Origin of the sequence: Micromonospora sp. NPDC005237, assembly GCF_040607775.1 — a bacterium.
GTDB lineage: Bacteria > Actinomycetota > Actinomycetes > Mycobacteriales > Micromonosporaceae > Micromonospora.
In genome coordinates this window covers 70,651-91,561 of record NZ_JBEXHJ010000007.1, presented here as the reverse complement: position 1 = coordinate 91,561, position 20,911 = coordinate 70,651, and the positions used below count along the sequence as shown (strand labels likewise).

At 73.6% G+C, this 20,911-nt stretch carries 18 protein-coding genes, 1 pseudogene and 1 riboswitch; of the genes and pseudogenes, 9 read left to right on the top strand and 10 right to left on the bottom strand.

The genetic code is table 11. From position 1 onward, the window contains the following. Positions 1-41: 41 nt before the first annotated feature. Both ABZT87_RS20010 and ABZT87_RS20005 read right to left on the bottom strand, forming a co-directional pair. The gene (locus ABZT87_RS20010; RefSeq protein WP_355137259.1) at positions 42-713 is read right to left on the bottom strand and encodes an SGNH/GDSL hydrolase family protein; all 672 of its coding nucleotides are present in this window, start codon (positions 711-713) and stop codon (positions 42-44) included. 9 nt (positions 714-722) lie between these two features. Continuing rightward, complete coding sequence (locus ABZT87_RS20005) at positions 723-1,679, bottom strand: sialidase family protein (protein ID WP_355137257.1); 957 nt, start codon at positions 1,677-1,679, stop codon at positions 723-725. Between the two features lie 303 nt (positions 1,680-1,982). On the opposite strand from ABZT87_RS20005, the gene ABZT87_RS20000 reads away from it, so the two are divergent. Further along, positions 1,983-2,558, top strand: a complete 576-nt coding sequence (locus ABZT87_RS20000) for a hypothetical protein (RefSeq protein ID WP_355137255.1) — start codon at positions 1,983-1,985, stop codon at positions 2,556-2,558. 35 nt (positions 2,559-2,593) lie between these two features. Here ABZT87_RS20000 and ABZT87_RS19995 read toward each other — a convergent pair whose 3' ends face one another. From ABZT87_RS19995 to ABZT87_RS19985, 3 genes are all read right to left on the bottom strand, one after another. Beyond that, positions 2,594-3,517 carry an aminoglycoside phosphotransferase family protein gene (locus tag ABZT87_RS19995; protein ID WP_355137253.1) on the bottom strand — a complete coding sequence of 308 codons (924 nt, stop codon included), beginning with the start codon at positions 3,515-3,517 and terminating at the stop codon, positions 2,594-2,596. A 234-nt stretch (positions 3,518-3,751) separates the two neighbouring features. Then, on the bottom strand, positions 3,752-4,975 hold the full coding sequence (locus tag ABZT87_RS19990) for an MFS transporter (protein WP_354860692.1): 1,224 nt from the start codon (positions 4,973-4,975) through the stop codon (positions 3,752-3,754). Then, complete coding sequence (locus tag ABZT87_RS19985; protein ID WP_355137251.1) at positions 4,972-6,537, bottom strand: AMP-binding protein; 1,566 nt, start codon at positions 6,535-6,537, stop codon at positions 4,972-4,974. Before ABZT87_RS19985 ends, ABZT87_RS19990 begins: the two co-directional genes overlap by 4 nt. 310 nt (positions 6,538-6,847) lie before the next feature. Between ABZT87_RS19985 and ABZT87_RS19980 the strand changes: the two genes are divergently transcribed. The 6 genes and pseudogenes from ABZT87_RS19980 to ABZT87_RS19955 all read left to right on the top strand — a co-directional run bounded on the left by ABZT87_RS19980 (position 6,848) and on the right by ABZT87_RS19955 (position 13,172). Continuing rightward, the gene (locus tag ABZT87_RS19980; protein WP_355137759.1) at positions 6,848-8,125 is read left to right on the top strand and encodes an SGNH/GDSL hydrolase family protein; all 1,278 of its coding nucleotides are present in this window, start codon (positions 6,848-6,850) and stop codon (positions 8,123-8,125) included. A gap of 67 nt (positions 8,126-8,192) precedes the next feature. Then, a complete protein-coding gene (locus ABZT87_RS19975; RefSeq protein WP_355137249.1) occupies positions 8,193-9,404 on the top strand; it encodes a cytochrome P450 in 1,212 nt (403 codons plus the stop codon). 9 nt (positions 9,405-9,413) lie between these two features. Beyond that, positions 9,414-10,334 (top strand): annotated as a pseudogene (locus ABZT87_RS19970) (alpha/beta hydrolase); the annotation flags it as partial. A gap of 127 nt (positions 10,335-10,461) precedes the next feature. Then, positions 10,462-11,580, top strand: a complete 1,119-nt coding sequence (locus tag ABZT87_RS19965; RefSeq protein ID WP_355137247.1) for an alpha-hydroxy acid oxidase — start codon at positions 10,462-10,464, stop codon at positions 11,578-11,580. A 3-nt stretch (positions 11,581-11,583) separates the two neighbouring features. Beyond that, positions 11,584-12,912: a PLP-dependent aminotransferase family protein gene (locus ABZT87_RS19960; RefSeq protein WP_355137245.1), complete on the top strand. Its 1,329-nt coding sequence runs from the start codon at positions 11,584-11,586 to the stop codon at positions 12,910-12,912. Further along, a complete protein-coding gene (locus tag ABZT87_RS19955; protein WP_234587138.1) occupies positions 12,912-13,172 on the top strand; it encodes a hypothetical protein in 261 nt (86 codons plus the stop codon). The genes ABZT87_RS19960 and ABZT87_RS19955 overlap by 1 nt, the downstream gene beginning before the upstream one ends. Positions 13,173-13,315: 143 nt before the next feature. Here ABZT87_RS19955 and ABZT87_RS19950 read toward each other — a convergent pair whose 3' ends face one another. The 5 genes from ABZT87_RS19950 to ABZT87_RS19930 all read right to left on the bottom strand — a co-directional run bounded on the left by ABZT87_RS19950 (position 13,316) and on the right by ABZT87_RS19930 (position 18,806). Then, a complete protein-coding gene (locus tag ABZT87_RS19950; RefSeq protein ID WP_354860687.1) occupies positions 13,316-14,752 on the bottom strand; it encodes a glycine hydroxymethyltransferase in 1,437 nt (478 codons plus the stop codon). Positions 14,753-14,771: 19 nt separating this feature from the next. After that, a riboswitch (ZMP/ZTP riboswitch) is annotated at positions 14,772-14,861 on the bottom strand. Positions 14,862-14,997: 136 nt separating this feature from the next. Beyond that, on the bottom strand, positions 14,998-15,498 hold the full coding sequence (locus ABZT87_RS19945) for a hemerythrin domain-containing protein (RefSeq protein WP_354862600.1): 501 nt from the start codon (positions 15,496-15,498) through the stop codon (positions 14,998-15,000). A gap of 91 nt (positions 15,499-15,589) precedes the next feature. Further along, the gene (locus ABZT87_RS19940) at positions 15,590-16,459 is read right to left on the bottom strand and encodes an NAD(P)H-hydrate dehydratase (protein ID WP_355137243.1); all 870 of its coding nucleotides are present in this window, start codon (positions 16,457-16,459) and stop codon (positions 15,590-15,592) included. After that, the gene (locus ABZT87_RS19935) at positions 16,443-17,174 is read right to left on the bottom strand and encodes a histidine phosphatase family protein (RefSeq protein ID WP_355137241.1); all 732 of its coding nucleotides are present in this window, start codon (positions 17,172-17,174) and stop codon (positions 16,443-16,445) included. Before ABZT87_RS19935 ends, ABZT87_RS19940 begins: the two co-directional genes overlap by 17 nt. Before the next feature lie 72 nt (positions 17,175-17,246). Beyond that, positions 17,247-18,806: a glycosyltransferase family 39 protein gene (locus ABZT87_RS19930; protein WP_355067813.1), complete on the bottom strand. Its 1,560-nt coding sequence runs from the start codon at positions 18,804-18,806 to the stop codon at positions 17,247-17,249. A 207-nt stretch (positions 18,807-19,013) separates the two neighbouring features. Here ABZT87_RS19930 and ABZT87_RS19925 point away from each other — a divergent pair, with 207 nt between their 5' ends. Then, positions 19,014-19,904, top strand: a complete 891-nt coding sequence (locus tag ABZT87_RS19925) for a glycosyltransferase (RefSeq protein ID WP_354862608.1) — start codon at positions 19,014-19,016, stop codon at positions 19,902-19,904. Positions 19,905-19,933: 29 nt separating this feature from the next. Continuing rightward, on the top strand, positions 19,934-20,908 hold the full coding sequence (locus ABZT87_RS19920; RefSeq protein WP_355067815.1) for an NAD(P)-dependent oxidoreductase: 975 nt from the start codon (positions 19,934-19,936) through the stop codon (positions 20,906-20,908). Positions 20,909-20,911 lie beyond the last annotated feature (3 nt).

Below are 20,911 nucleotides of genomic sequence, written 5' to 3'. Positions count from 1 at the left end.
ATTGCCCCGACACGCCGTGCCGGACGGCAATAACTTCATGATCACCGTCGCGGTCGGAGGGCGCGGAGCGTTTCGGCTGTCGCTATCGCGTCGCTGCGGGCGCTGCCGTGGCGGCCGTCGGTGCTGTAGAGGGTGGGGTCGGCCGTCAGTGGGTGGTCCGTGAGGTGCACGTGGACCGTTCCCAGGCGTTCGGCCAGCCGCGCCGTGTGCGCGGAGAGGCGTCGCATCCGTTCCCCGAGGCCGGCCCGCACGTGCTCGGGCACGGCCGGGCTGTGCGACACGTCGAACATGCCCACCGTGATCACGTCCGCGCCGACGTCCCGGAGCGCGCTGATCATCGCGGTCAGCTCGGCGTCCACCGCGTCCGCGTCGTACGCCGGATGAAAGGCGTCGTTGCCGCCGCAGACCACCAGCGCCAGGTCCGGCTCGAAGGCCAGCGCCGGGGCGAGCTGCGCGGCCCGCACCTGGTGCGCGCGCAGCCCGCGCCGACCCAGATTCCGGTAGGCCAGCTCGGGGCGGACGGCGGTCAGCTCGGCGGCGACCCGGTCGACCCACTGCACGTCCGGGTAGCCCGGGGTCGGCTCGCACATGCCCTCCACGACGCTGTCGCCGATCGCCACGAACCGCCGCCACGGGTGCCCGCGCAGCAGTTCTCCGGCCTCACCGGGGCGGAGGCAGTACGGATCGGTCGCTTCGTCGAGCGTCGATGGCATGCCGGCACGCTAACCGACCGCCGCCTCCTCGGCCAGGCTGACCTCGGCCAGGTAGACGCACGTGCGCCCCTCGTGGGAGGAGTAGTAGCTGACCCAGAGCAGATCGTCGTGCCAGACCAGGCCCGGGTAGCTGGTGTCGCCGCCGGAGGGCAACGCGACCAGTTCGGTCAGCGCGCCGCGCTCCGGGTCGACGGCGCAGATCGCGGTGCGGACGTCGCCGTCGAGCAGCCGTACGCCGGCCAGCAGCCGTCCGTCCGGCAGCCGGAGCAGCGCCGGCCCGCCCACCTGCACCCCCAGGTCGGTCCAGCTCCACTCCCGGTACGGCGGTCGGGCCCGGCCGAGCTGCGCGGTGGCGCTGTCGCCGTCGCGGCGCAGCAGGCAGTGGGCGGTGCCGTCCGGGGCGAAGGCCAGACCCGACTCGTTGGGGTAGCCGCCCTCGAACAGCGTCGGCACCCACTGCCTCAGGTCGACGCCGTCGACGCTGCGGTAGAGCCGGGCGAACCGTGGCCCACGGGTGGCGTAGCCGACGGCGTACATCGCGTCGTCGTGCCAGGCGGCCCGCCACACCCAGACGCCCGGTTCGCCGACGGAAACCGGGTCGCCCCAGCTGCGCCCGTCCCCGGAGAGCCAGGTCACCGTGTCGAACGTCTTGCTCGTCTCTCCGGTCGCCGCCGCCGCGAACAGTTGCAGGCGTCCGTCGGGCCGGACGACGAACCGAGGATCGCGCAGGTCGACGCCGTCCTGCCGGATGACCGCCGCGGAGTTCCACGACCGACCGTCCGCTGAGGTCAGCACCCGGATCACGCCGTCACCGGAGAGGTGCGTCCGCGCCTCACGGAAGGCGCAGAACCACATGCCTGCGTACCGGACGAGGTCGGTGAACGCGCTGTGCGGCGCGCTGTCGCCGATCCGCCGCACGGCGGTGACCTCGGCGGTGCGGCGGTGGGTGGGTGACGACGACGTCATGCGCGGCGGCCTCCTGGCTGCGGAAAGAGCGGTACTCCCCGGGCCGACGCGCGGCCGGGTCGGCCGTTCTCCGGCCCGACGGGCTCCGGCGCGGCCGCGACGGGCCGACGCTAGCCGCCCCGGCCGACGCCGACGCGGCCAGCAGAAGAACGGACGACGAACGACGAGGTCCGTTGACCCTGTCGGATCGGCGTCATCGAGGCGGTGGCGTCGGCGCGGTGGGGCGGTGCGCTGGCACGGGTCCGCCACGATGGCGGTGGGCCAGCCGACCTGGGCTGGCGTGCCGGTCGGAGGGAGGTGCCGATGCTCAGCGCCTTTCTGCAGGCCCTGGCGAGCAAGCTGGTCGAGGCGATCCTCGGCAAACTGACCGAGTGGCTCGCGCCGAAGGCGCTGCGGGCCGTACCGCACCGTGCCTCGCCGAACTGTCCACGCTGCGGCGGGTACGGCGTCCGGCGGTGGGCGCCGGGCGGCATGTGGGTGGTGTTCCTGCTGTCGCTGCTGGCCTTCGCGTGGGGCTTCGGGTTCACCCTGCTCGGCGTGCCGGTGGTCGTGCTGGTCGTGGTCGGCGCGGTGCTGTCCGACGGCGTCGGCGCCCTGTGGCCTGCCCTGCTCGCGCCGCTGGGCCTGCTGGTCCCCGGCAGCCTGATGGTCGGGGGAGCGTTCGGGCTGGCCTGGTATCACAGCTACCCGCCGAAGTGGTGTGCCCGCTGCCACGGCCGCTGGCCACGCCGCGACCGCGCCGAGTACCTGCGCTCGGCCCGGGACTTCACCTGCGGGTGCGGGCAGCGGCTGCGCGTGCCGACAGTCGCCGCCGGGGCGAAACTGCGCTGCCCGCGCTGCCGGACCGAACACGCCACCCCGGTCCGAACCGGTCCCTGACGAGTCGCCCCGGCCCGGGCCCGGTGCGGCGGGGATCAGCGGGACACGGCGTGCTCGGCGAGCAGTTCGTCGAGCACCCGCCGGGCCCAGGCCGCCGTGGCCGGCTCCGGGGCGTCCAGCGTGATGAGCGCCTTCCACAGCGCCCACCCGCGCCCGCGCGCCCAGGTGGCCGTGTCGACGTCGAGCGCGTCGAGGAACGCCGCCCGGGCGGCGCCGCGCAGCAGGGTCCAGGCGATCACCGTGTCGCAGGCGGGGTCGCCGACGCCGCAGCAGCCGAAGTCGATGACGGCGGCGAGCCGACCGTCGCGAACCAGCAGGTTGCCCTCCGCGACGTCGCCGTGGAACCAGACCGGCGGCCCGGACCAGGTGGCATCGAGAGCGGCCTGCCAGATGTCGGTGACCACGTCGACGGGCAGCCGGTCGCGGTGCGTCTCGATCGCCGCCCGGGTCTCCGGGTCGTACGTGGACAGCGGACCGCCGCGCCAGGCGCTGTGCGGGCCGGCCGCCGGGGCGTCGGTGGTGTCGACGGCGCGCAGGGCGCACAGGAAGGCGGCGAGGTCGGTGGCGAACCGGGTCGGGTCGTCGATCCGTTCGGGTCGCGCGGTCCGGCCGTCGATCCAGCCGTAGACCGACCACGGGTACGGGTAGCCGGCGCCGGGTCGCCCGTGGGCCAGCGGGGTAGGGATCTCCAGCGGCAGCTGCCCGCCGAGTACCGGCAGCCAGCGCTGCTCCTTGGGGACCTGCAACGCGTAGCCCTCCCCGCTGGGCAGCCGCACGGTCATCTCCGTACCCAGGTGGAAGGTCCGGTTGTCCCAGCCGCCGACCTCGACCGGGCGTACCGGCAGCTCGGCCCACCGGGGGAACTGCTCGGCGACCAGTCGGCGGACCAGGCCCACGTCGATGCGCCGGGCCGTCGTCTCGTCAATGTCCGGCACGTCGGGTGCGGGCTGTGCGCTCATCCGCCCGAGCCTGCGGGCTCCGCCGGCCGCCCGCAACCGATTTGCGCCGACAGTGGAACCGGCCGGGCCAGCGCTCGGGACAGGTGTCCGGGAGGTGCGGGCCTGGCCGTACCTCAACTGCCTCCTTTGCTCTGCTTCAACCGCCGCAACACCGACGCCCCGAAAGTGTTGCGTGGGTGTAAGCAGAGCAAAGGGGGCGCACGAGACGGTTGCGAGCCGCTGGGCAGCAGGGCATCAGGCGGTGGCGGCAGGTGTGGGCCGCGTCGGCGCCTTCGGGTTGGACGCCCTCGCCACCAGCGGGAATGCGGTGACGAGCAGGCACGCCACGGCCATGACCAGCAGCGCCGGGGTGAGCCCGAGCGCGTCCACCGACCAGCCGCCGAGCAACGCGCCGACCGGCAGGCCGACGAAGGCCAGCGATCCGGCGATGCCGAGCACCCGGGTCTGCAGATCCGCCGGCACCCGCTCGTAGAGCGCGACCCCGAGCAGCGGGTTGACCGCCGCGATGCCGATGCCGGACAGGAACGTCACCACGAGCACGACCGGCAACTCGTCGCTGATCGCCAGGGCGACCAGTCGAGGCGTGCCGGCGACCGTCGCCCCGAGCAGGAACGTCAGCCGGCCGGGCAGCCGGGGACCGAGCGCGGTGAACAGCACGTTGCCCAGCAGCGCGCCCGCCGAGAACGCCGCCAGCACCAGGCCGAGCCCGCTGGGGCCGTGCAGCTCTCGGGCGACCCAGAACGGGATGTAGACGGCCACGCTGGCGTTGGCGACCATGTTCAGCGCCGAGACGACGACCAGCATGCCCAGCAGCGGCCGGTCCCGACCGAGGTAGCCGAACCCGTCGCGCAGCGCGCGCAGGTAGCCGACCGGGGCGGTGGGCTGCGCCGGGGCGGCCGGGGGTCGGACCAGGAGGCCGATCAGCAGGGCACAGATCGCGAAGCTGACCGCGTCGATGAGGATCGCCTGGCTCACCCCGAACGCGGCGATCAACAGGCCGCCCACGGCGGCGCCGAACAGCGTCACCACCCGGCTCAACCCGTCGTACGCCGAGGTCAGGCGGATCAGCGGCACCCCGGCGGCCTCGGCGACCGGCCGGAACATGACGTGCTTGACCCGGTCCCCGATGCCTCGTAGCGCGCCGGCCACCGCGACCAGCGCCACCAGGGGGGCGAAGCCCAGCCACGGGGTCAACGCGACGACCACCATGGCCACCGCGCTGCCCGCGTCGCACAGGATCGACGTCCGGCGCAGGCCGATCCGGTCCGCCCAGGGCGTGCCCAGGGCACTGGACAGCAGGTACGGCAGCGTCTCGGCGAACGCGACCAGACCCATCTTGGTCGGGCTGCCGGTGGTGACCAGCACCAGCCAGGGGATGGTCACCACCGAGATGCGGGTGCCCAGGTTGGAGACCAGGTCCGCGCTGACCAGGACGACCAGCTGCCGGCGGGGGGTCACGCCCCGACCGCCGCCGCCCGGCGCGCGGCGTACTGCGCGCGCAGCGCCCGCTTGTCCACCTTCACCGACCGGTTCACCGGCAACCGGTCGACGAACTCCACCCCGGCCGGCGCCCACATCTCGTTGAGCTCGGCGGTCACCAGGTCGATCAGCTCCGCCCCGGTGACCGTCGCGCCGGGCGTGGTCACCACGTACGCGTACGGCACCTCGCCCACCGTCTCGTCCGGCACGCCGATCACCGCGGCGGCCCGCACCTGCGGGTGCCCGGCCAGGACGTCCTCGATGGGGCGGCAGAAGATCGCCCAGTTCCGCCGGTGCGTGACGATCATGTCGTGCGCCCGGTCGACCAGATAGAGGAAGCCGTCGCCGTCGAGGTGGCCGATGTCGCGGGTGCGGACCCACCCGTCGACGAGGGTCTGCGCGGTCAACTCGGGCTGGCCGTGGTAGCCGGCGAAGCTCAGCTTCGTACGCACCCACACCTCGCCGTCGCGGCCCGGCGGCAGCACCGTGCCGTCGTCGTCGCGGATCTCGATGCGTACGTCGCCGTAGGGCCGCCCGCAGGAGCGCAGCCGCTCCGGGTGCTCCGGATCGTCGGTCAGTCCGGGCAGAGCGGTGATGACCACGGCCTCGCTGAGGCCGTACACGATGCGCAGTACCGGGCCGAAGCGCGCGATGGCCTGGCGTAGCCGGGCGGGCGCGGCGGGCCCGGCGCCCACGTTGAACATGAACATGGCCGAGAAGTCGGCGCCCACCAGCGCCGGATGGTCCAGCAGCTCGTAGAGCATCGGCGGGGTGACGAAGGTCGAGTTGATCCGCTCCCGTTGCACGGTGGCCACGAACGCCGCCGGGTCCCAGTCGTCGCGCAGGTACAGCACCCCGCCGGTGAACAGGTTGAACAGGGTGGTGATCTGGCCGCTGGCCAGCCACATCGGCGAGTGCGACAGGTGCCGCAGCACGGGGAACCCGGCGGCGCGGAAGTCGGCCGCGAGGGTGCGGATCTGGGCGTAGAAGCTCTCGGTGTGGTGCACCAGCTTCGGTGTGCCGGTGGTGCCGCTGGTCTGCAGGAACGACTCCGGCGCGCGGACGGCCGCCGGCAGCGCCACCGCCGGGTTCGGTTCGGCGTCGGCCGTGAGGTCCGGGCCGGCGCCGCCGGGGCCCAGGCAGCACACCGGTACGCCGGGCAGCGCGGCGGCCAGCTCCGGCCCCAGGCTGGCCGGGTCGCGGGCGTCGTAGACCAGGGCGTCGGGGCGGGCCAGCCGGATGAACTCGTCGACCTCCCGGCGGGCGGTGACCGGGGCGACCCACATCGTCCGGCAGCCGATCAGGTGCAGGGCGAGCTGGAGCAGCGGCCCCTCCACGGCATTCGCGACGGTCACCAGCACCGCCGAGCCGGGCCGTACGCCGTGCCGGGTCAGCGCCGCGGCCATCGCACGCACCAGCGCGGCGGCCTCGGTGTACGTGAAGCGGCGGCCACCGCCGACCAGCGCCTCCCGGTCGCCGAAGTCGGCGAAGAGATCCAGTGCCCTGTCCACATAGGTCGCGTGCCCGGGTCCGTCAGTCATCCGGCAAACCCCCATCCGAGAAGCGGCGGTCTCCGGGCAGCTCCCGGTGACGTCGCGGGCGGTGGGCGCGCGTTCGGCGACCGCACCGCCGCCGCCTGCGAGCCTAGGCCGGCGAGGGCGCGGCGGGACCGGGCCGAAGGGCGATCCGGCAGGCCCGGTGGACATTTGATCGCGTCGATCAGGTTGATTGACGCCCGTCATCGGCGGCGGCTAGGTTTCTGGACCATCGTCCAGGCGGGAGCCGTCAGCGGACGGCCCTGGGCTGCCACACGATGGAGGTTCAATGTCGACCCCGAAGAGATGGCATGTCATCGCCGCGGCCGCGGCGCTGCTGGTCACGGCAACACCCGCCGTCGTCGCCAGCGCCGGCGGATCCCCGACCGCCGCGGCCCGGCCGGACCGGGGCGAGTGGGCGGGCAGTTGGGCCGCCGCGGTCACCCGGGGCAACTCGGTCGGCCTGACCAACACCGGCCTGAACAACCAGAGCGTCCGGATGGTCGTACACGTCTCCGTGGGTGGCCCGGCCCTACGCGTACGGCTGAGCAACCTCTACGGCGAGCAGGCGGTCCGGGTGGGCCGCGCCACCGTCGCCCGGCCGAACACCGCGACCGTCGACGACGTCTCCGACATCGACCCGGCCTCGCTGCGCGCGCTGACGTTCACCGGCGCCGCCTCGGCCACCATGAACCGGGGCGCCGAGCTGCTCAGCGACCCCCTGACCTTCACCGTCGCGGACGACAGCGACCTGGTGGTCACCCTGCACTTCCCGACGCCGACCGGGCCGACCACCTTCCACGGGCAGTCCCAGCAGACCAACTTCATCGGCGCCGGCGACCTGACCGGGGCCGCCGACGGCGGCGGGTTCACCATCCGACCCACCTGCTGCTGGTTCTTCCTGTCCGGCGTCGACGTGCAGCGCAAGGGCAGTCCGGGGGCGCTGGTCGTGCTCAGCGACTCCATCGGCGACGGCAACGGCAGCACGGTCAACGCCAACCGGCGCTGGCCCGACCTGCTCTCCGACCGGCTGCTCGCCGACCGTCCGGATCGGCGCACCCCGGGCGTGCTCAACCTGAGCCTGGCCGGCAACCGCCTCAACCACGAGGGCACCGAGCCGGGCGCCGGCGACTACCCCGGCTACTTCCAGCTCGGCCCGAACGCGGCGGCCCGCCTCAACGAGGACGTCTTTCCCCAGACCGGGGTCCGTACGGTCGTCACGCACCTGGGCATCAACGACATCTGGATGTCCAACGACCCGCTGGAGGCGATCATCGCCACCCTTCGGCAGATCAACCAGCAGCTCCAGCAGCGCGGGCTGACCAGCCTGGTGGCCACGCTGACCCCGTACGAGGGGCACGGCGCCCCGGGTGTGTGGACGCCGGAGAAGGAGGCCACCCGGCAGGCAGTGAACGCGTACCTGCGCGGCAGCCGGGAGTTCGACGGGCTGCTCGACTTCGACCGGGTGCTGCGTGACCCGGCCCGGCCCAGCCAGTTGCTGCCCGCGTACGACTCGGGGGACCACATCCACCCGAACGACGCCGGCAACCAGGCGATGGCCGACGCCGTCCCGTTGCGGCTGCTCAACCTGTGACACCGGCCCGGGGGCGGCGGCCGATCCCGCCGCCCCCGGGCGCCGACATCCTGGGGAGGAGAACGTCGTGACGGTGCAGGACCTGCTCACCGGCCTCTACAGCGAAGAGGGCCGCCAGAACCCGTACCCGTGGTACGCCGAGATGCACCGGCTCGGGCCGGTCAGCGCGGTGCCGCCCCGCGCCGAGCACCGCACGGTGGCGGCGGTGGCGGTCGGGTACGACCTGATCGACGGGCTGCTGCGCGATCCGCAGTGGACCAAGCAGCCGCCGCCGGGCTGGGAGGAGCACGAGATCCTGCGCACCTTCCAGACCTCGATGATGTTCATCAACCCGCCCGATCACACCCGGATGCGGCACGTCTTCTCCCGTACCTTCACGCCGCGCCGCCTCGGCGCGCTGGAGCCGGTGATCCTGCGGGTCGTCGACGAGCTGCTGGACAGGATGGCCGACGCCGGTGGCGGCGTCGTCGACTTCGTGGCCGACTTCGCGTACCCGATCCCCGCCCTGGTGATGGCGGAGTTCATCGGCATCCCGGCGGGGGAGCTGCCCTGGTACCGGGACCGGGTGGAGCGCATCGACGAGTTCCTGGACGTGGCCGGGAAGACCCCGCAGCGGCTGGCCGCCGCGAACATGGCGGCGCAGGAGCTGCGGGCGTTCTACCGGGAGTTGCTGGCCCACCGCCGCCGCACGCCCGGCGAGGATCTGATCAGCGCTCTGGTCGAGGCCGTCGGCTCGGGCGAGGTGGAGCTGACCGAGGAGGAGTTGATCAGCAACCTGATCGTCCTGTTCAACGCCAGCTTCGTCACCACCGTCTACATGTTCAGCAACGGCCTGCCGCTGCTGCTGGCCCACCCGGGGGCGGTCACCGCGCTGCCCACCGACGACGACCTCGCCCGGGGCTGCGTCGACGAGGTGCTGCGCCTGCAGAGCCCGGTGCACTTCCTCGCCCGGGCCGCGCCGCAGGACTCCGTGCTGGCCGGCGTGCCGGTCGCCCGCGACGACAACGTGCTCATCATCATCGGGGCCGCCAACCGGGACCCGGCGCGGTTTCCCGACCCGGACGTCTTCGACCCCACCCGCCCCGGCCCGCCGTCGCTGGCCTTCGGTGTGGGCCTGCACTTCTGCCTCGGCGCGGCGGTGTCCCGGCTGGAGGGACGCCTCGCCCTGCCCCGCCTGTTCGCCCGGTTCCCCCGGCTCGCGGTCACCGAGACCCCGACGTACAGCGGCAGCCTCTTCCTGCGCGGCATCGACAAGCTGCTGGTCAGCACCGGCGGATAGGAGACCCGCATGGCCCTGCACCCGGAGGTGGCGGCCTACCGCGCCGCCCGCGTCGCCGCCGGCACGCCGCCGCTCTACACGCAGACCCTCGGCGAGGCGCGCGCCGCCGACCTGGCCGCGATCCGCGCCGGCGGCGGCGCGGTCGAGCAGGTCGCCGAGGTACGCGACGAGCGGATCCCCGGGCCGGGCGGTGACCTGCCGATCCGGGTGTACCGGCCGGGCGGGCCGGGGCCGCTGCCCACCCTGCTGTACTTCTTCGGCGGCGGGTGGACGCTCGGCAGCGTGGACACCGCCGACGGCATCTGCCGACGACTGGCCAACGCGGCGGGATGCCAGGTGGTGACCGTCGGCTACCGACTGGCCCCTGAGCACCCCTTTCCGGCCGCGGTGCACGACTGCCACGCCGCGACCGTGTGGATCGCCGCGAACGCCGACCGGTTCGGCGTTGATCCGACCCGGCTGGCGGTGGGCGGGGACAGCGCGGGCGGGAACCTGGCGGCTGCGGTGACGCTGCTCTGCCGCACGGACGGGCCTCCGCTCGCCGCGCAGCTGTTGGTCTATCCGAACACCGACGTCAGCGCCGAGCCGTCCGGCCCGGTCGACGACGACCCGGCGTTGTTCAACCGCCGGTCGGTGGCCTGGTACCGGACGCACTACCTGGCCGACCCGGAACACTCCCGGGATCCGCTGGCGTCGCCGCTGCTCGCCGACGACCTGTCCGGCCTGCCTCCGGCGCTGGTGGTCACCGCCGAGCTGGACCCGCTGTGCGCCGAGGGGCAGCGCTACGCGCAGCGGCTGCGCGCCTGCGGTGTGCCCACCCGCCTCGACCACTATCCGCAGATGATCCACGGTTTCTTCGCCATGCCCGGCGCCTTCACCGACGGCCAGCGGGCGCAGCACCGCGCGGCCGCGTTCCTGCGGGAACGGTTCGGGCTGCCGCCGCTGCGGGACGACCCGGCCATTGGCCAGGCTGACGATGACCCGGCCGCCGCCGGCTCAGGTGTCGGCGCAGCCGCCGCCGGCCCGGACGCCGCTGCGGCCGACGCGGGGGTGCGGGGTGGCTGAGCCGGTACTGGCCGACCTGCCGACCGGGGTGCCGGCGGCGGTGACGTTCGCCGACTACGGACCGCGGGCGCGGGCGGTGCTGGCCCCGGACGTGTGGGACTACATCGCCGGCGGCAGCGCGGCCGAGGTGACCCTGGCCGCCAACCGGGCCGCGCTGGACCGGGTGGCCGTGCTGCCCCGGGTGCTGCGCGGCAGCCACGCCGTGGACCTCGGCGCCCGGCTGCTCGGCCGGCCGTACGCGATGCCGGTCGGGGTGGCGCCGATGGCGTACCAGCGGCTCGTGCACCCGGACGGGGAACTGGGCCTCGCGGCGGCGGCCGGCGCGGCCGGCGTGCCGTATCTGGCGAGCACGTTGAGCAGCACGCCGATCGAGGAGATCACCGGAGCCACTGCCGAGGTCTGGTTCCAGCTCTACTGGCTGCGCGACCGGGCGCTGGTCCGCGATCTCCTGGACCGGGTCGTCGCGGCGGGCTGCCACGCGCTGGTGGTCACCGTGGACGTTCCGGTGCTCGGTCGACGCCCACGCGACCTGCGCAACGCGTTCCGCCTCCCGGCCGACGTGGTCGCCGCGAACCTGCCGCACGGCCGGGACGCCCTGGCGCACGCCGGCGCCCCCGGTGTGTCCGCGATCGCCGCGCACACCGACGCGTCGTTCGAGTCCGCCCTGCGCTGGGCGGATCTGGCCTGGCTGCGTGAGCACGTCGACCTGCCGCTGGTCGTCAAGGGGGTGCTGGATCCCCGCGACGCGGTCGAGGCGGTGCGGATCGGGGCGGACGCGGTGGTGGTGTCCAACCACGGCGGGCGTCAGTTGGACGGGGCGCCGGCCAGCGTCACCATGCTGCCGGAGGTCGTGGACGCCGTCGGCGACGGTGGGCAGGTGCTGCTGGACAGCGGCATCCGTGGAGGCACCGACGTGCTGCGGGCGCTGGCGTTGGGCGCGGCGGGTGTCCTGGTCGGTCGTCCGTTGCTCTGGGCGCTGGCCGTCGGAGGGCGGCGCGGCGCGCAGGACGCGTTGGCGTTGCTCGCCGCGGAGGTGCGGGACGCGTTCACCCTGGCCGGCTGCGCCGATCCGGCGGCGGTGGCCGAGCTGCGTACGCTCGCGGCGGGCTGAGCGGTGGCCCCGACGGAGTCGGCCGACCTGAGCGTCGCCGACCTGCACCCCGCGCTGGGTGATCCGGCGCTGACCTCGATGAACTTCCTCAACGAGGTGTCCGAACGCTATCCGGCGGCGGTGTCGCTCGCGGCCGGGCGCCCGTACGAGGAGTTCTTCGACGTCGCGGCGGTGCACCGGCACCTGGACACGTTCCACCGGCACCTCGTCGACGAGCTGGGTCACGCGCCCGAGCAGGCCCGACGGCTGCTGTTGCAGTACGGCCGGACCAAGGGCATCGTGCACCACCTCATCGCCCGCAACCTCGCGGTCGACGAGGGGATCACGGTCGACCCGGAGGCCGTCGTGGTGACCGTCGGCTGCCAGGAGGCGATGTTCCTGGTGCTGCGGGCGTTGCGGGCCGATCCGGCGGACGTGCTGCTGGCGGTCGCCCCGACCTACGTCGGGCTGACCGGGGCGGCGCGGCTGGTGGACCTGCCGGTGTGGCCGGTCGCCGGTGGACCGTCCGGAGTGGACCTGGCCGACCTGCGGGCACAGGCGCGTCGGGCCCGGGCGTCGGGGCGCCGGCCGCGCGCCTGCTACGTGCTGCCGGACTTCGCCAACCCGTCCGGGGTCAGCATGAACGTCCCGGACCGGCAGCGGCTGTTGGCGCTGGCCGCCGAGGAGGACCTGCTCCTGCTGGAGGACAACCCGTACGGGCTGTTCCCCGTCGAGGACGGGCCGCGCCCGCCCACCCTGAAGGCGCTGGACACCGACCGGCGGGTGGTCTACCTCGGCTCGTTCGCCAAGACCGTGCTGCCCGGAGCGCGGGTCGGCTACGTGGTCGCCGACCAGCGGGTGGCCGGGTCGGACGGCCGGGTCGGCCCGCTCGCCGACCAGCTCGCGATGATCAAGAGCATGGTCACCGTGAACACCTCGCCGATCGCGCAGGCGGTGATCGGTGGGCGGCTGCTGGAGCACGGGTGCAGCCTGGTGCCCGCGAACACCCGGGAGCGGGCCGCGTACGCCCGCAATCTGCGTCACCTGGTCGCCGGGCTGGCCCGGCGTTTCCCGGATCGGCCGGACCGGCCGGCGGTGGTGCGGTGGACGGTGCCGGCCGGCGGGTTCTTCGTGGTGGTGACCGTGCCGTTCGCGGTCGACGACGCGTTGCTGGACACCTCGGCGCGTGACTACGGGGTGCTCTGGACGCCGATGGCGCACTTCTACGACGACACGGCGCCGGTGTGCGCGCTGCGGTTGTCGGTCAGCGCGGTGACACCCGAGCAGATCGACCTGGGGTTGGACCGGCTCGCCGCCCTCATCACCGACGAGCTCCTGCGTGGACGGTCATAATGGGCCGCATGGTTGCCTGGGAGTACGCCTTGCTCGTCCGCCGCTATCAGGGACAGGGCCGCAATTTCACCGTCTCGTTCGTCTGGTACGGCCCGGACGGGTCGCGCAAGGACATCACCCCCTATGGCGACACGGCCATCGCGCACCTCAACCGCGCCGGCCGGGAGGGCTGGGAGCTGGTCTCGGCCGCCGAGGACGTCAACAACGTCCAGGGCAGCACCGAGGTTCACCGCTACCACCTCAAGCGTCCCCTGAACTGACTGCCGGCCGCCCGCCGGGGCGGTCACACAGTTGAGCGGTATACCTCAGCGTCATATTCATGACTCTGAGGTATACCGCTCGTTTCGGTGACTGCCACCGACAGCCCGGCCCGGGTGCCGTCGGACCCGGTTGACGACGACCGTCAGCCCAGGTCGATGGCCGGGTAGAGCGGGTGGGGGGCCAGCAGGTCGGTGGCCTGGCGGGCGATCTTGTCGGCCAGGTCGGCGTCGAGCGTGTACTTCGCCTTGGACGGGGTGCCGTCGGCGTTGGCGCCGGCCGTGGTCTGGGTCAGCACGGTGTGGATCAGCTCGGCGGTCTGGTCCATCTCGGCGGTGCCCAGCCCGCGGGTGGTCAGCGCCGGGGTGCCGATCCGGATGCCGGACGTGTACCAGGCGCCGTTCGGGTCCTGCGGGACCGAGTTGCGGTTGGTGACGATGCCGGAGTCGAGCAGGGCCTGCTCGGCCTGCCGGCCGGTGAGCCCGTAGCCGGACACGTCGATCAGCACCAGGTGGTTGTCGGTGCCGCCGGTGACCAGCGTCGCGCCCCGGCGCAGCAGCCCGTCGGCGAGCGCCTGCGCGTTGTCCACGATCCGCTGGGCGTAGTCGGCGAAGTCGGGGCGGCGGGCCTCCGCGAGGGCGACGGCCTTGGCGGCCATCACGTGCGGCAGCGGACCGCCGAGCACCATCGGGCAACCCCGGTCCACCTGGTCGGCCAGCTCCGGCTGGCAGAGCACCATGCCGCCGCGCGGGCCGCGCAGCGACTTGTGGGTGGTGGTGGTGACGATGTGCGCGTGCGGCACCGGGTCGAAGTCGCCGGTGAAGACCTTGCCGGCCACCAGGCCCGCGAAGTGCGCCATGTCGACCATGAAGGTGGCGCCGACCGAGTCGGCGATCTCCCGCAGGATCCGGAAGTTCACTTTCCGGGGGTACGCCGAGTAGCCGCCGACCAGGATCAGCGGCTTGAACTCGCGGGCCGCCTCGGCGACCCGGTCGTAGTCGATCAGCCCAGTCGCCGGGTCGGTGCCGTAGCTGCGCTGGTCGAACATCTTGCCGGAGATGTTCGGCCGGAAACCGTGGGTGAGGTGACCGCCGGCGTCCAGCGACATGCCGAGCATCCGCTGGTTGCCCAGCTCGCGGCGCAGCGCGAACCAGTCCGCCTCGGTGAGGTCGTTGACCTGGCGGACCTGGGCCTTCTTCAGCGCGGGGGACTCCACCCGGTCGGCGAGCACCGCCCAGAACGCGACCAGGTTGGCGTCGATGCCCGAGTGCGGCTGCACGTACGCGTGCGCGGCCCCGAACAGCTCCCGGGCGTGCTCGGCGGCGAGCGCCTCGACGGTGTCGACGTTCTGGCAGCCCGCGTAGAAGCGACGCCCCACGGTGCCCTCGGCGTACTTGTCGCTGAACCAGTTGCCCATGGCCAGCAGGGTCGCCGGGGAGGCGTAGTTCTCGCTGGCGATGAGCTTGAGGGACTCCCGCTGGTCGGTCAGCTCGGCGCCGATAGCGTCGGCCACCCGCGGCTCGACAGCCCGGATCACCTCAAGGGCGCTCCGGAATGCGGTGGACTCGGCGTTGTGCGACATGCGACCTCCAACAGACGTGCGGGAAGGCCCAGGCGCTCGGCAGACGTCCTCATGACGGGGCCGCTCCCCGATGGTTCTCCATCCCCACGCGCCAGTAACGGCCCGCGCCGATCCTACCGGGCCGGCCCCGGGCGACCCGGCCGACCTCCCGACGTGAGCGCGCCGAGGTGGTTGGACGGCGCTGCTGCCGGCCGGCGCGACGCGGGGCCCGGCCAGGCCGGGCCCCGCGTCGCGCGGTGGTTGGCTCAGGCGGTCACCGCGTCGAGCGCCTTCTTGATCGCCTTCGGCTGGGTGGGGGTACGCGGCGCGTCCGCGCGCAACGCGATCATCTTCTCGCCGATCTCCTGGAGCTGCTTACGGCCGAGCGCCTCGCGGACCTTGGGGAACCACTCCTCCTCTTCCTCCTCGACGTGGTGCGTGACGTTCTCGATCAGCACCGTGGTCTTGGCGGTGAAGCGCTCGTCGCCGGCGTCCATGCTGGCCAGTTCGGCGCAGAGCACGTCGGCCACGTGGTGCTCCTCGTACGACTCGAGGATGTCGTCCTCCAGGTCGGGCAGGAGCCGGCGGACCTCCGGGTACATCACCTCGTTCTCCAGGTAGGTGTGCACCGTCAGGGCCTCAAGGATCTGGTTCACCAGCTTCTGCCGCTGGCTCGCCGGCCCCTCCTCGGCGTCCTGGAAGGCCTTGAACAGGCGACGCATCTCCTTGTGGTCCTCTTTGAGCAGGACGATGGCATCGGTTGACACCGGCGTGCCCCCTTTCGTAGCTCGGCTGGGTGTCGATCCGGTACCCCGAGGCCGAGCGGCGAAACGGGCGAATGTGGCCGATCTCGCCTGTTCAGACGGTGGCCAGGGTGCGCGGGATCTCGTCGAGCAGTTCCCGCGCCAGGAAGCCGATCCGGCCGTACCGGGGGATCAGCCGTTGGCCGCTCACGGCGTGCGCGAACGCTCCCCAGCAGGCGGCCTGCGCCGGGTCGGCGCCCCGGGCGAGCAGCCCGGCGAGCAGGCCGGCGAGCACGTCTCCGCTGCCGGACGTGCCGAGGCCCGCGTCGCCGCTCTCCTCCCGCCACCCGCGCCCGTCCGGGGCGGCCACGTGGCCGTAGAGCGAGACGACGGCCTCGTAGCGTTGCGCCAGCTCGGCGGCCTCGGCGTCCAGGTCGTCGCCCGGCTCCCGGCCGAGCAGGTGCCCGGCCTCGGTCACGTTGGGGGTGAGCACCACCGGGCGGCCCGAGCCGACCAGCAGCTTCGGCTCGTGGCTGAGCGCGCCCAGGGCGTACGCGTCGAGGACCAGCGGGGTGCGCGGCCCCGCCGCCTCCAGGACGAGACCCAGCAGCTCGGCGGTCTCGTCGATGCCCTTCAACCCCGGGCCGAGGGCCACCACGTCGGCCACGCCGACCAGTTCACCGAGCTGGCCGGCCCGGTCGGCGGCGACCGCGCCGTCGGACGTCTCCGGCAGCCCGACCACCAGCGCCTCGGGCACCTGGATGCTCAGCGTGGCCGCGGTGGACTCGGCGGCGGCGAGCTGGAGCACCCCGGCGCCGGCGCGCAGCGCGGCCACCCCGGCGAGCAGGACCGCCCCGGGCGTGAAGCGGGAGCCGCCGATCACCAGGACGGTGCCCCGGCTCTCCTTGCCGCCGGCCGGCACCGGCAGCGCCCAGTCGCGCAGCAGCCCCGGCGTGATCACCTGCACCTCAGACCGGTTCGGCATGGATCTCGTCCTCCCTGGTCGACTCGGCGCCCTGCCGGTGCAGGTGGCCGACCTCGTTGAAACCGCCCAGCGTCAGCCTGCCCTGGTCGTCGGCGGACCAGTCGGTGATCGAGCAGTTGGCGATGACGTGTTCGCGGGTCAACGCCATCAGCTCCGGCTCGGTCAGCCCCTCCACCAGGTACCGCAGGAGGAAGACCAGCGCGTCGTGGCCGAAGAGCAGCACCCGCTGGCCCTCGTGGTCGCGGCGCAGGTCGCCGAGGAGCGTCCGCAGCCGCAGCGCCACGTCGGTCCAGGCCTCACCGCCGGGCGGCCGGTAGTAGAACTTGCCCAGCCGGGCGCGGCGCTCGGCCTCGTCGGGAAACCGGCGGCGTACCCCGTGCCCGGTCAGGCCGTCGAGGATGCCCAGCTCCCGGTCGCGCAGCCGCTCGTCCCGGCTCACCGGCACCCCGGTGCCGTGCAGCGCCAGCTCGGCCGTGGACACCGCCCGCAGGTACGGCGAGACCACCGCCACGTCGGGGCGCCGGTCCTCGGGCAGCCCGGCGAGCCAGCGGCCGGTCGCCCGCGCCTGCTCCTCGCCGGTGGCCGACAGCGGCACGTCGGCGTCGCGGTGGCTGAGCCCGATCACGTCCGCGCCGTTCTCCTCGGCCCGGGTGGCCGCCACGTTCGCGGTGCTCTCCCCGTGCCGGATGATCCAGAGCGTCGACAGTTCCGCCATGCCGACCCCCCTACCCGGGCGCCGCGCGCGGTAACCGCGCCCGGGTCGCCACCGGGCGGCCGGTGCGTCGGCTCAGCCGCGCCGTTGCAGCAGGGCCACGGTCAGCCCGGTCACGTGCGTGACGCGGACCACGTCGTAGCGCTGGGCGAGCACGGCGGACTGCTTCTTCGGCAGGCCGGTCAGCGGCGCGTCGGTGACCGTCGGCAGCAGCACCCACAGCCGGGGCTCGTCGCGCAGGCAGCGGGCCGGGTCGGCGCAGTCCGCGCCGAACAGCTCGTTGCGCTGGGCCGCCGACTGCTGTTGGAAGACGTTGCGCGGCGACACGTCCGCAGGGAGGTAGTAGCGCACCCCCGGCTCGTGCATCCACCACCAGGGGCCGCCCGCCACGAGGCCGTCACCGGGCTGGTAGCCGGCCTCGATGACCCGCGCCGCCTCCGAGTACGACAGCGGCTTGAACGCCCGCCCCTGCGGATACGTGTACCAGCCGTGCGAGTACTCCCCGCGCAGCGCGAGCTGACCGGGCACGCTCAGGGCGGCGAGCACCACCAGCCCCACCGCGACCAGCGGGGCGCGGCGCACCGCGGCGACGCCCGCGCCGGCGAGCACCGCCCAGGCCGGCACGAGGAACAGCAGGTACTTGGAGAAGAAGTAGTTGATGTCGCCGGTGGAGGCCAGCAGGATCACCGGCAGCGGCAGGGCGGCGATCACCGCCGCCACGGCGGTCCGCGCGGCGGCGTCGCGGCGCAGGTGGGTCAGCACGCCCACCACGGCCAGCGCGGTGATCGCGGCGGCGAGCAGCACCGAGCCGAAGGCCTGCTCCCAGACCGTCCAGGGCGCGCTGTCCGGGATCCAGCTGATCTGCCGCCCCGCCTGCTTCATACCGCGCAGGATCACCGGCGCGGCGATCCCCACCCCGGCGGCGGCGGCGAGCACGAACCAGGCCAGCGACCACCACCGGCGCTCCCGCCAGCAGTGGATCAACACGGCCACGCCGTGCCCGAGCAGCAGCGTGAGCGCCACCACGTTCACCAGGCCGATGGCGGCCACGGCGAGCACGTACGCGATCCAGCGCAGCCACCCCGGCCGCTGCAACGCACGCAGCAGGAACAGGGTTGCGGCGGCCGCGGCGAGGACGACGAAGGCGTACGACCGGGTCTCCTGCCCGAAGCGGGTGACCGTGGGCACGAGGGCGAAGACGAACCCGGCGGCGATCCCCGCCGTCTGGCCGAACACCCGTCGCCCGACCAGCGCCACGCACGCGGTGGCCAGGACCATGGCCAGGGCCGACGGGAGCCGCACGACGGCCGGGCCGGTGCCGAACAGGGTCGTCCAGCCGTGCATGAAGAGGTAGTACGCCCCGTGCACGGCATCGACGTTCGCCAGCATGCCCAGAATCTGCCCGGTCGAGCGGGTCGCCACGTCGACGGTCACCAGCTCGTCGTGCCACATCTCTGGGCTGCCGAGACGCCAGCCGACCGCGAGCGCGGCGAAGGCCGTGGGCCAGAACCAGACGCTGAGCGCGAGTCGGCGGACGAGGGGGAGTCGCCGTCGGGCCGGCTCGGTGGCTGGCGCGGGCGGCCCCGCGTCGGTCTGCGCGGGAGGCGCGTCCGTGGTGACGGCGCGGTCTGGCATCGGCGTCCGATCGGGGGGGCGTGCGGTGCGGGCGCGACGATGATAGCCCCCGCCGCGGTCGCCGTCGGCCCCGTCGTCCGGTCACCGGCGGTGGCGTCGCGACGGCCGTCAGGCCGGCTCGCCGGTACTGGATCCGGACGGGATGCCTGATAATGTGGCCGCGCCCGTCGAGCACTTCCACCACGCACAGTAAGGCCCGCGGAACCGATGATTGTCGACATCATGCTGCCGTACTACGGGAGCGTGCCCCTCATGCAGGCGGCCGTCCGCAGCGTGATGGCGCAGAGTGACCCGGGTTGGCGCCTGACCGTGGTCGACGACGGCACCGAGCCGGGCGTGCCGGAGTGGTTCGCTCAGATCACCGACGAGCGGGTCCGCTACCAGCGCAACGAGCGCAACCTCGGGGTCACCGGCAACTACCGCAAGTGCGTCGGCCTCGCCGAGCACGAGTACCTGGTGATGATGGGCACGGACGACATCATGCACCCCAACTACGTCGCCACCGTGCGATCGGTGATCGAGCAGTACCCGGGCGTCGGCATGGTCCAGCCGGGGGTCGAGATTATCGACGCCACCGGCGCGGTGGTCAACACCATGGTCGACGAGGCCAAGCGGCGGCTCTACGCCCCGCGGGTCGAGTCCCGGGAGCTGATGGGCGGCGAGGATCTGGCGGCCAGCCTGCTGCGCGGCTGCTGGTTCTACTTCCCGTCGATCTGCTGGCGGACCGACGCGCTCAAGGCCGTGGACTTCCGCGACGAGTTCCAGGTCATCCAGGACCTGGCCCTGGTGATCGACCTGATCCAGCGCGGCGAGCAGATGGCCGTCGACACCACCCTGTGCTTCCAGTACCGGCGGCACGCGGTCAGCAAGTCCGCCGCCGACGCGGTCACCGGCACCCGGTTCACCGAGGCGCGGGCGTTCTTCGTCGACGTCGCCCGGCGGATGGACGAGCAGGGCTGGCCCCGGGCGGCGCGGGCCGCCCGCCGCTACATGTCGTCCCGGCTGCACGCCATCACGCTGCTGCCGACGGCGGTCCTCGCCGGCCGGATGACCGGCGTCAAGAGCCTGTCGCGGCACGCGTTCGGGCCGGGCCGATGACCGACCGCAGCCAGGGAGACGCCAGCGCCATGATCGTCGAACCACGGCACTCGGCGGAGGCCGCCGGACAGCGGCGGAGGGTGGCCGTGCTCGGTGGCACCGGCTTCCTCGGCCGCCCCATCTGCCGGGCGCTGGCCGACCAGGGGCACACCGTGGTCGCCGTGGCCCGCACCGCGCGCGACGTCGGGCCGGGTGTCGAGGTCCGCGCGCTGGACCTGGCCGCCGCCGACGTCGACGAGATCACCGCGGTGCTGCGCGAGCTCGATCCGGACGTGGTGATCAACGCCGCGGGCGGCATGTGGGGGCTCACCGACGCGCAGATGCTCGCGGTCAACGTCACGCTGGTCGAGCGGCTGATCGAGGCCGCCGGCCGGTTGCCCGGGCGGGTCCGGGTGATCCAGCTGGGCAGCGTGCACGAGTACGGGCTGGTCCCGGTCGACACCTCGATGCCCGAGGGGCTGCCGCCCGCGCCGGTGATGCCGTACGGCGAGTTCAAGCTGCGCTGCACCACGGCGGTCGCCGAGGCCGACCGGCAGGGCCTGATCGAGGGCGTCACGCTGCGGGTCGGCAACGTCATCGGCGCCGGCCAGCCCGGGCACAGCCTGCTCGGGGTGGTCGCGGGTCGGCTGCGCGACGCCCAGCGCGCCGGTGAGCGGGCCCGGCTGGAGCTGGCTCCGCTGGGTTCGCGGCGTGACTTCGTCGGCCTCAGCGACGTCGTCGCCGCCGTGCTGCTGGCCGCGACCCGCCCCGGGGCGGCCGGCCACGTGATCAACATCGGTCGGGGGGTGGCCGCCAGCGCGCGTGATATGGTCCAGCTCCTCATCGACGTGAGTGAGGTGCCGACCGACCTGGTCGAGGCGGAACGCACCGGCCCGGCCGAGACGAACTGGCAGCGGCTGGACGTCGGGCTGGCCGCCGAGGTGCTCGGCTGGTCGCCGAGCGAAGATCTGCACACCGAGATGAAGCAGTTGTGGGAGCACGCCGGCGCCGAGGTGCCCGCCTGATGG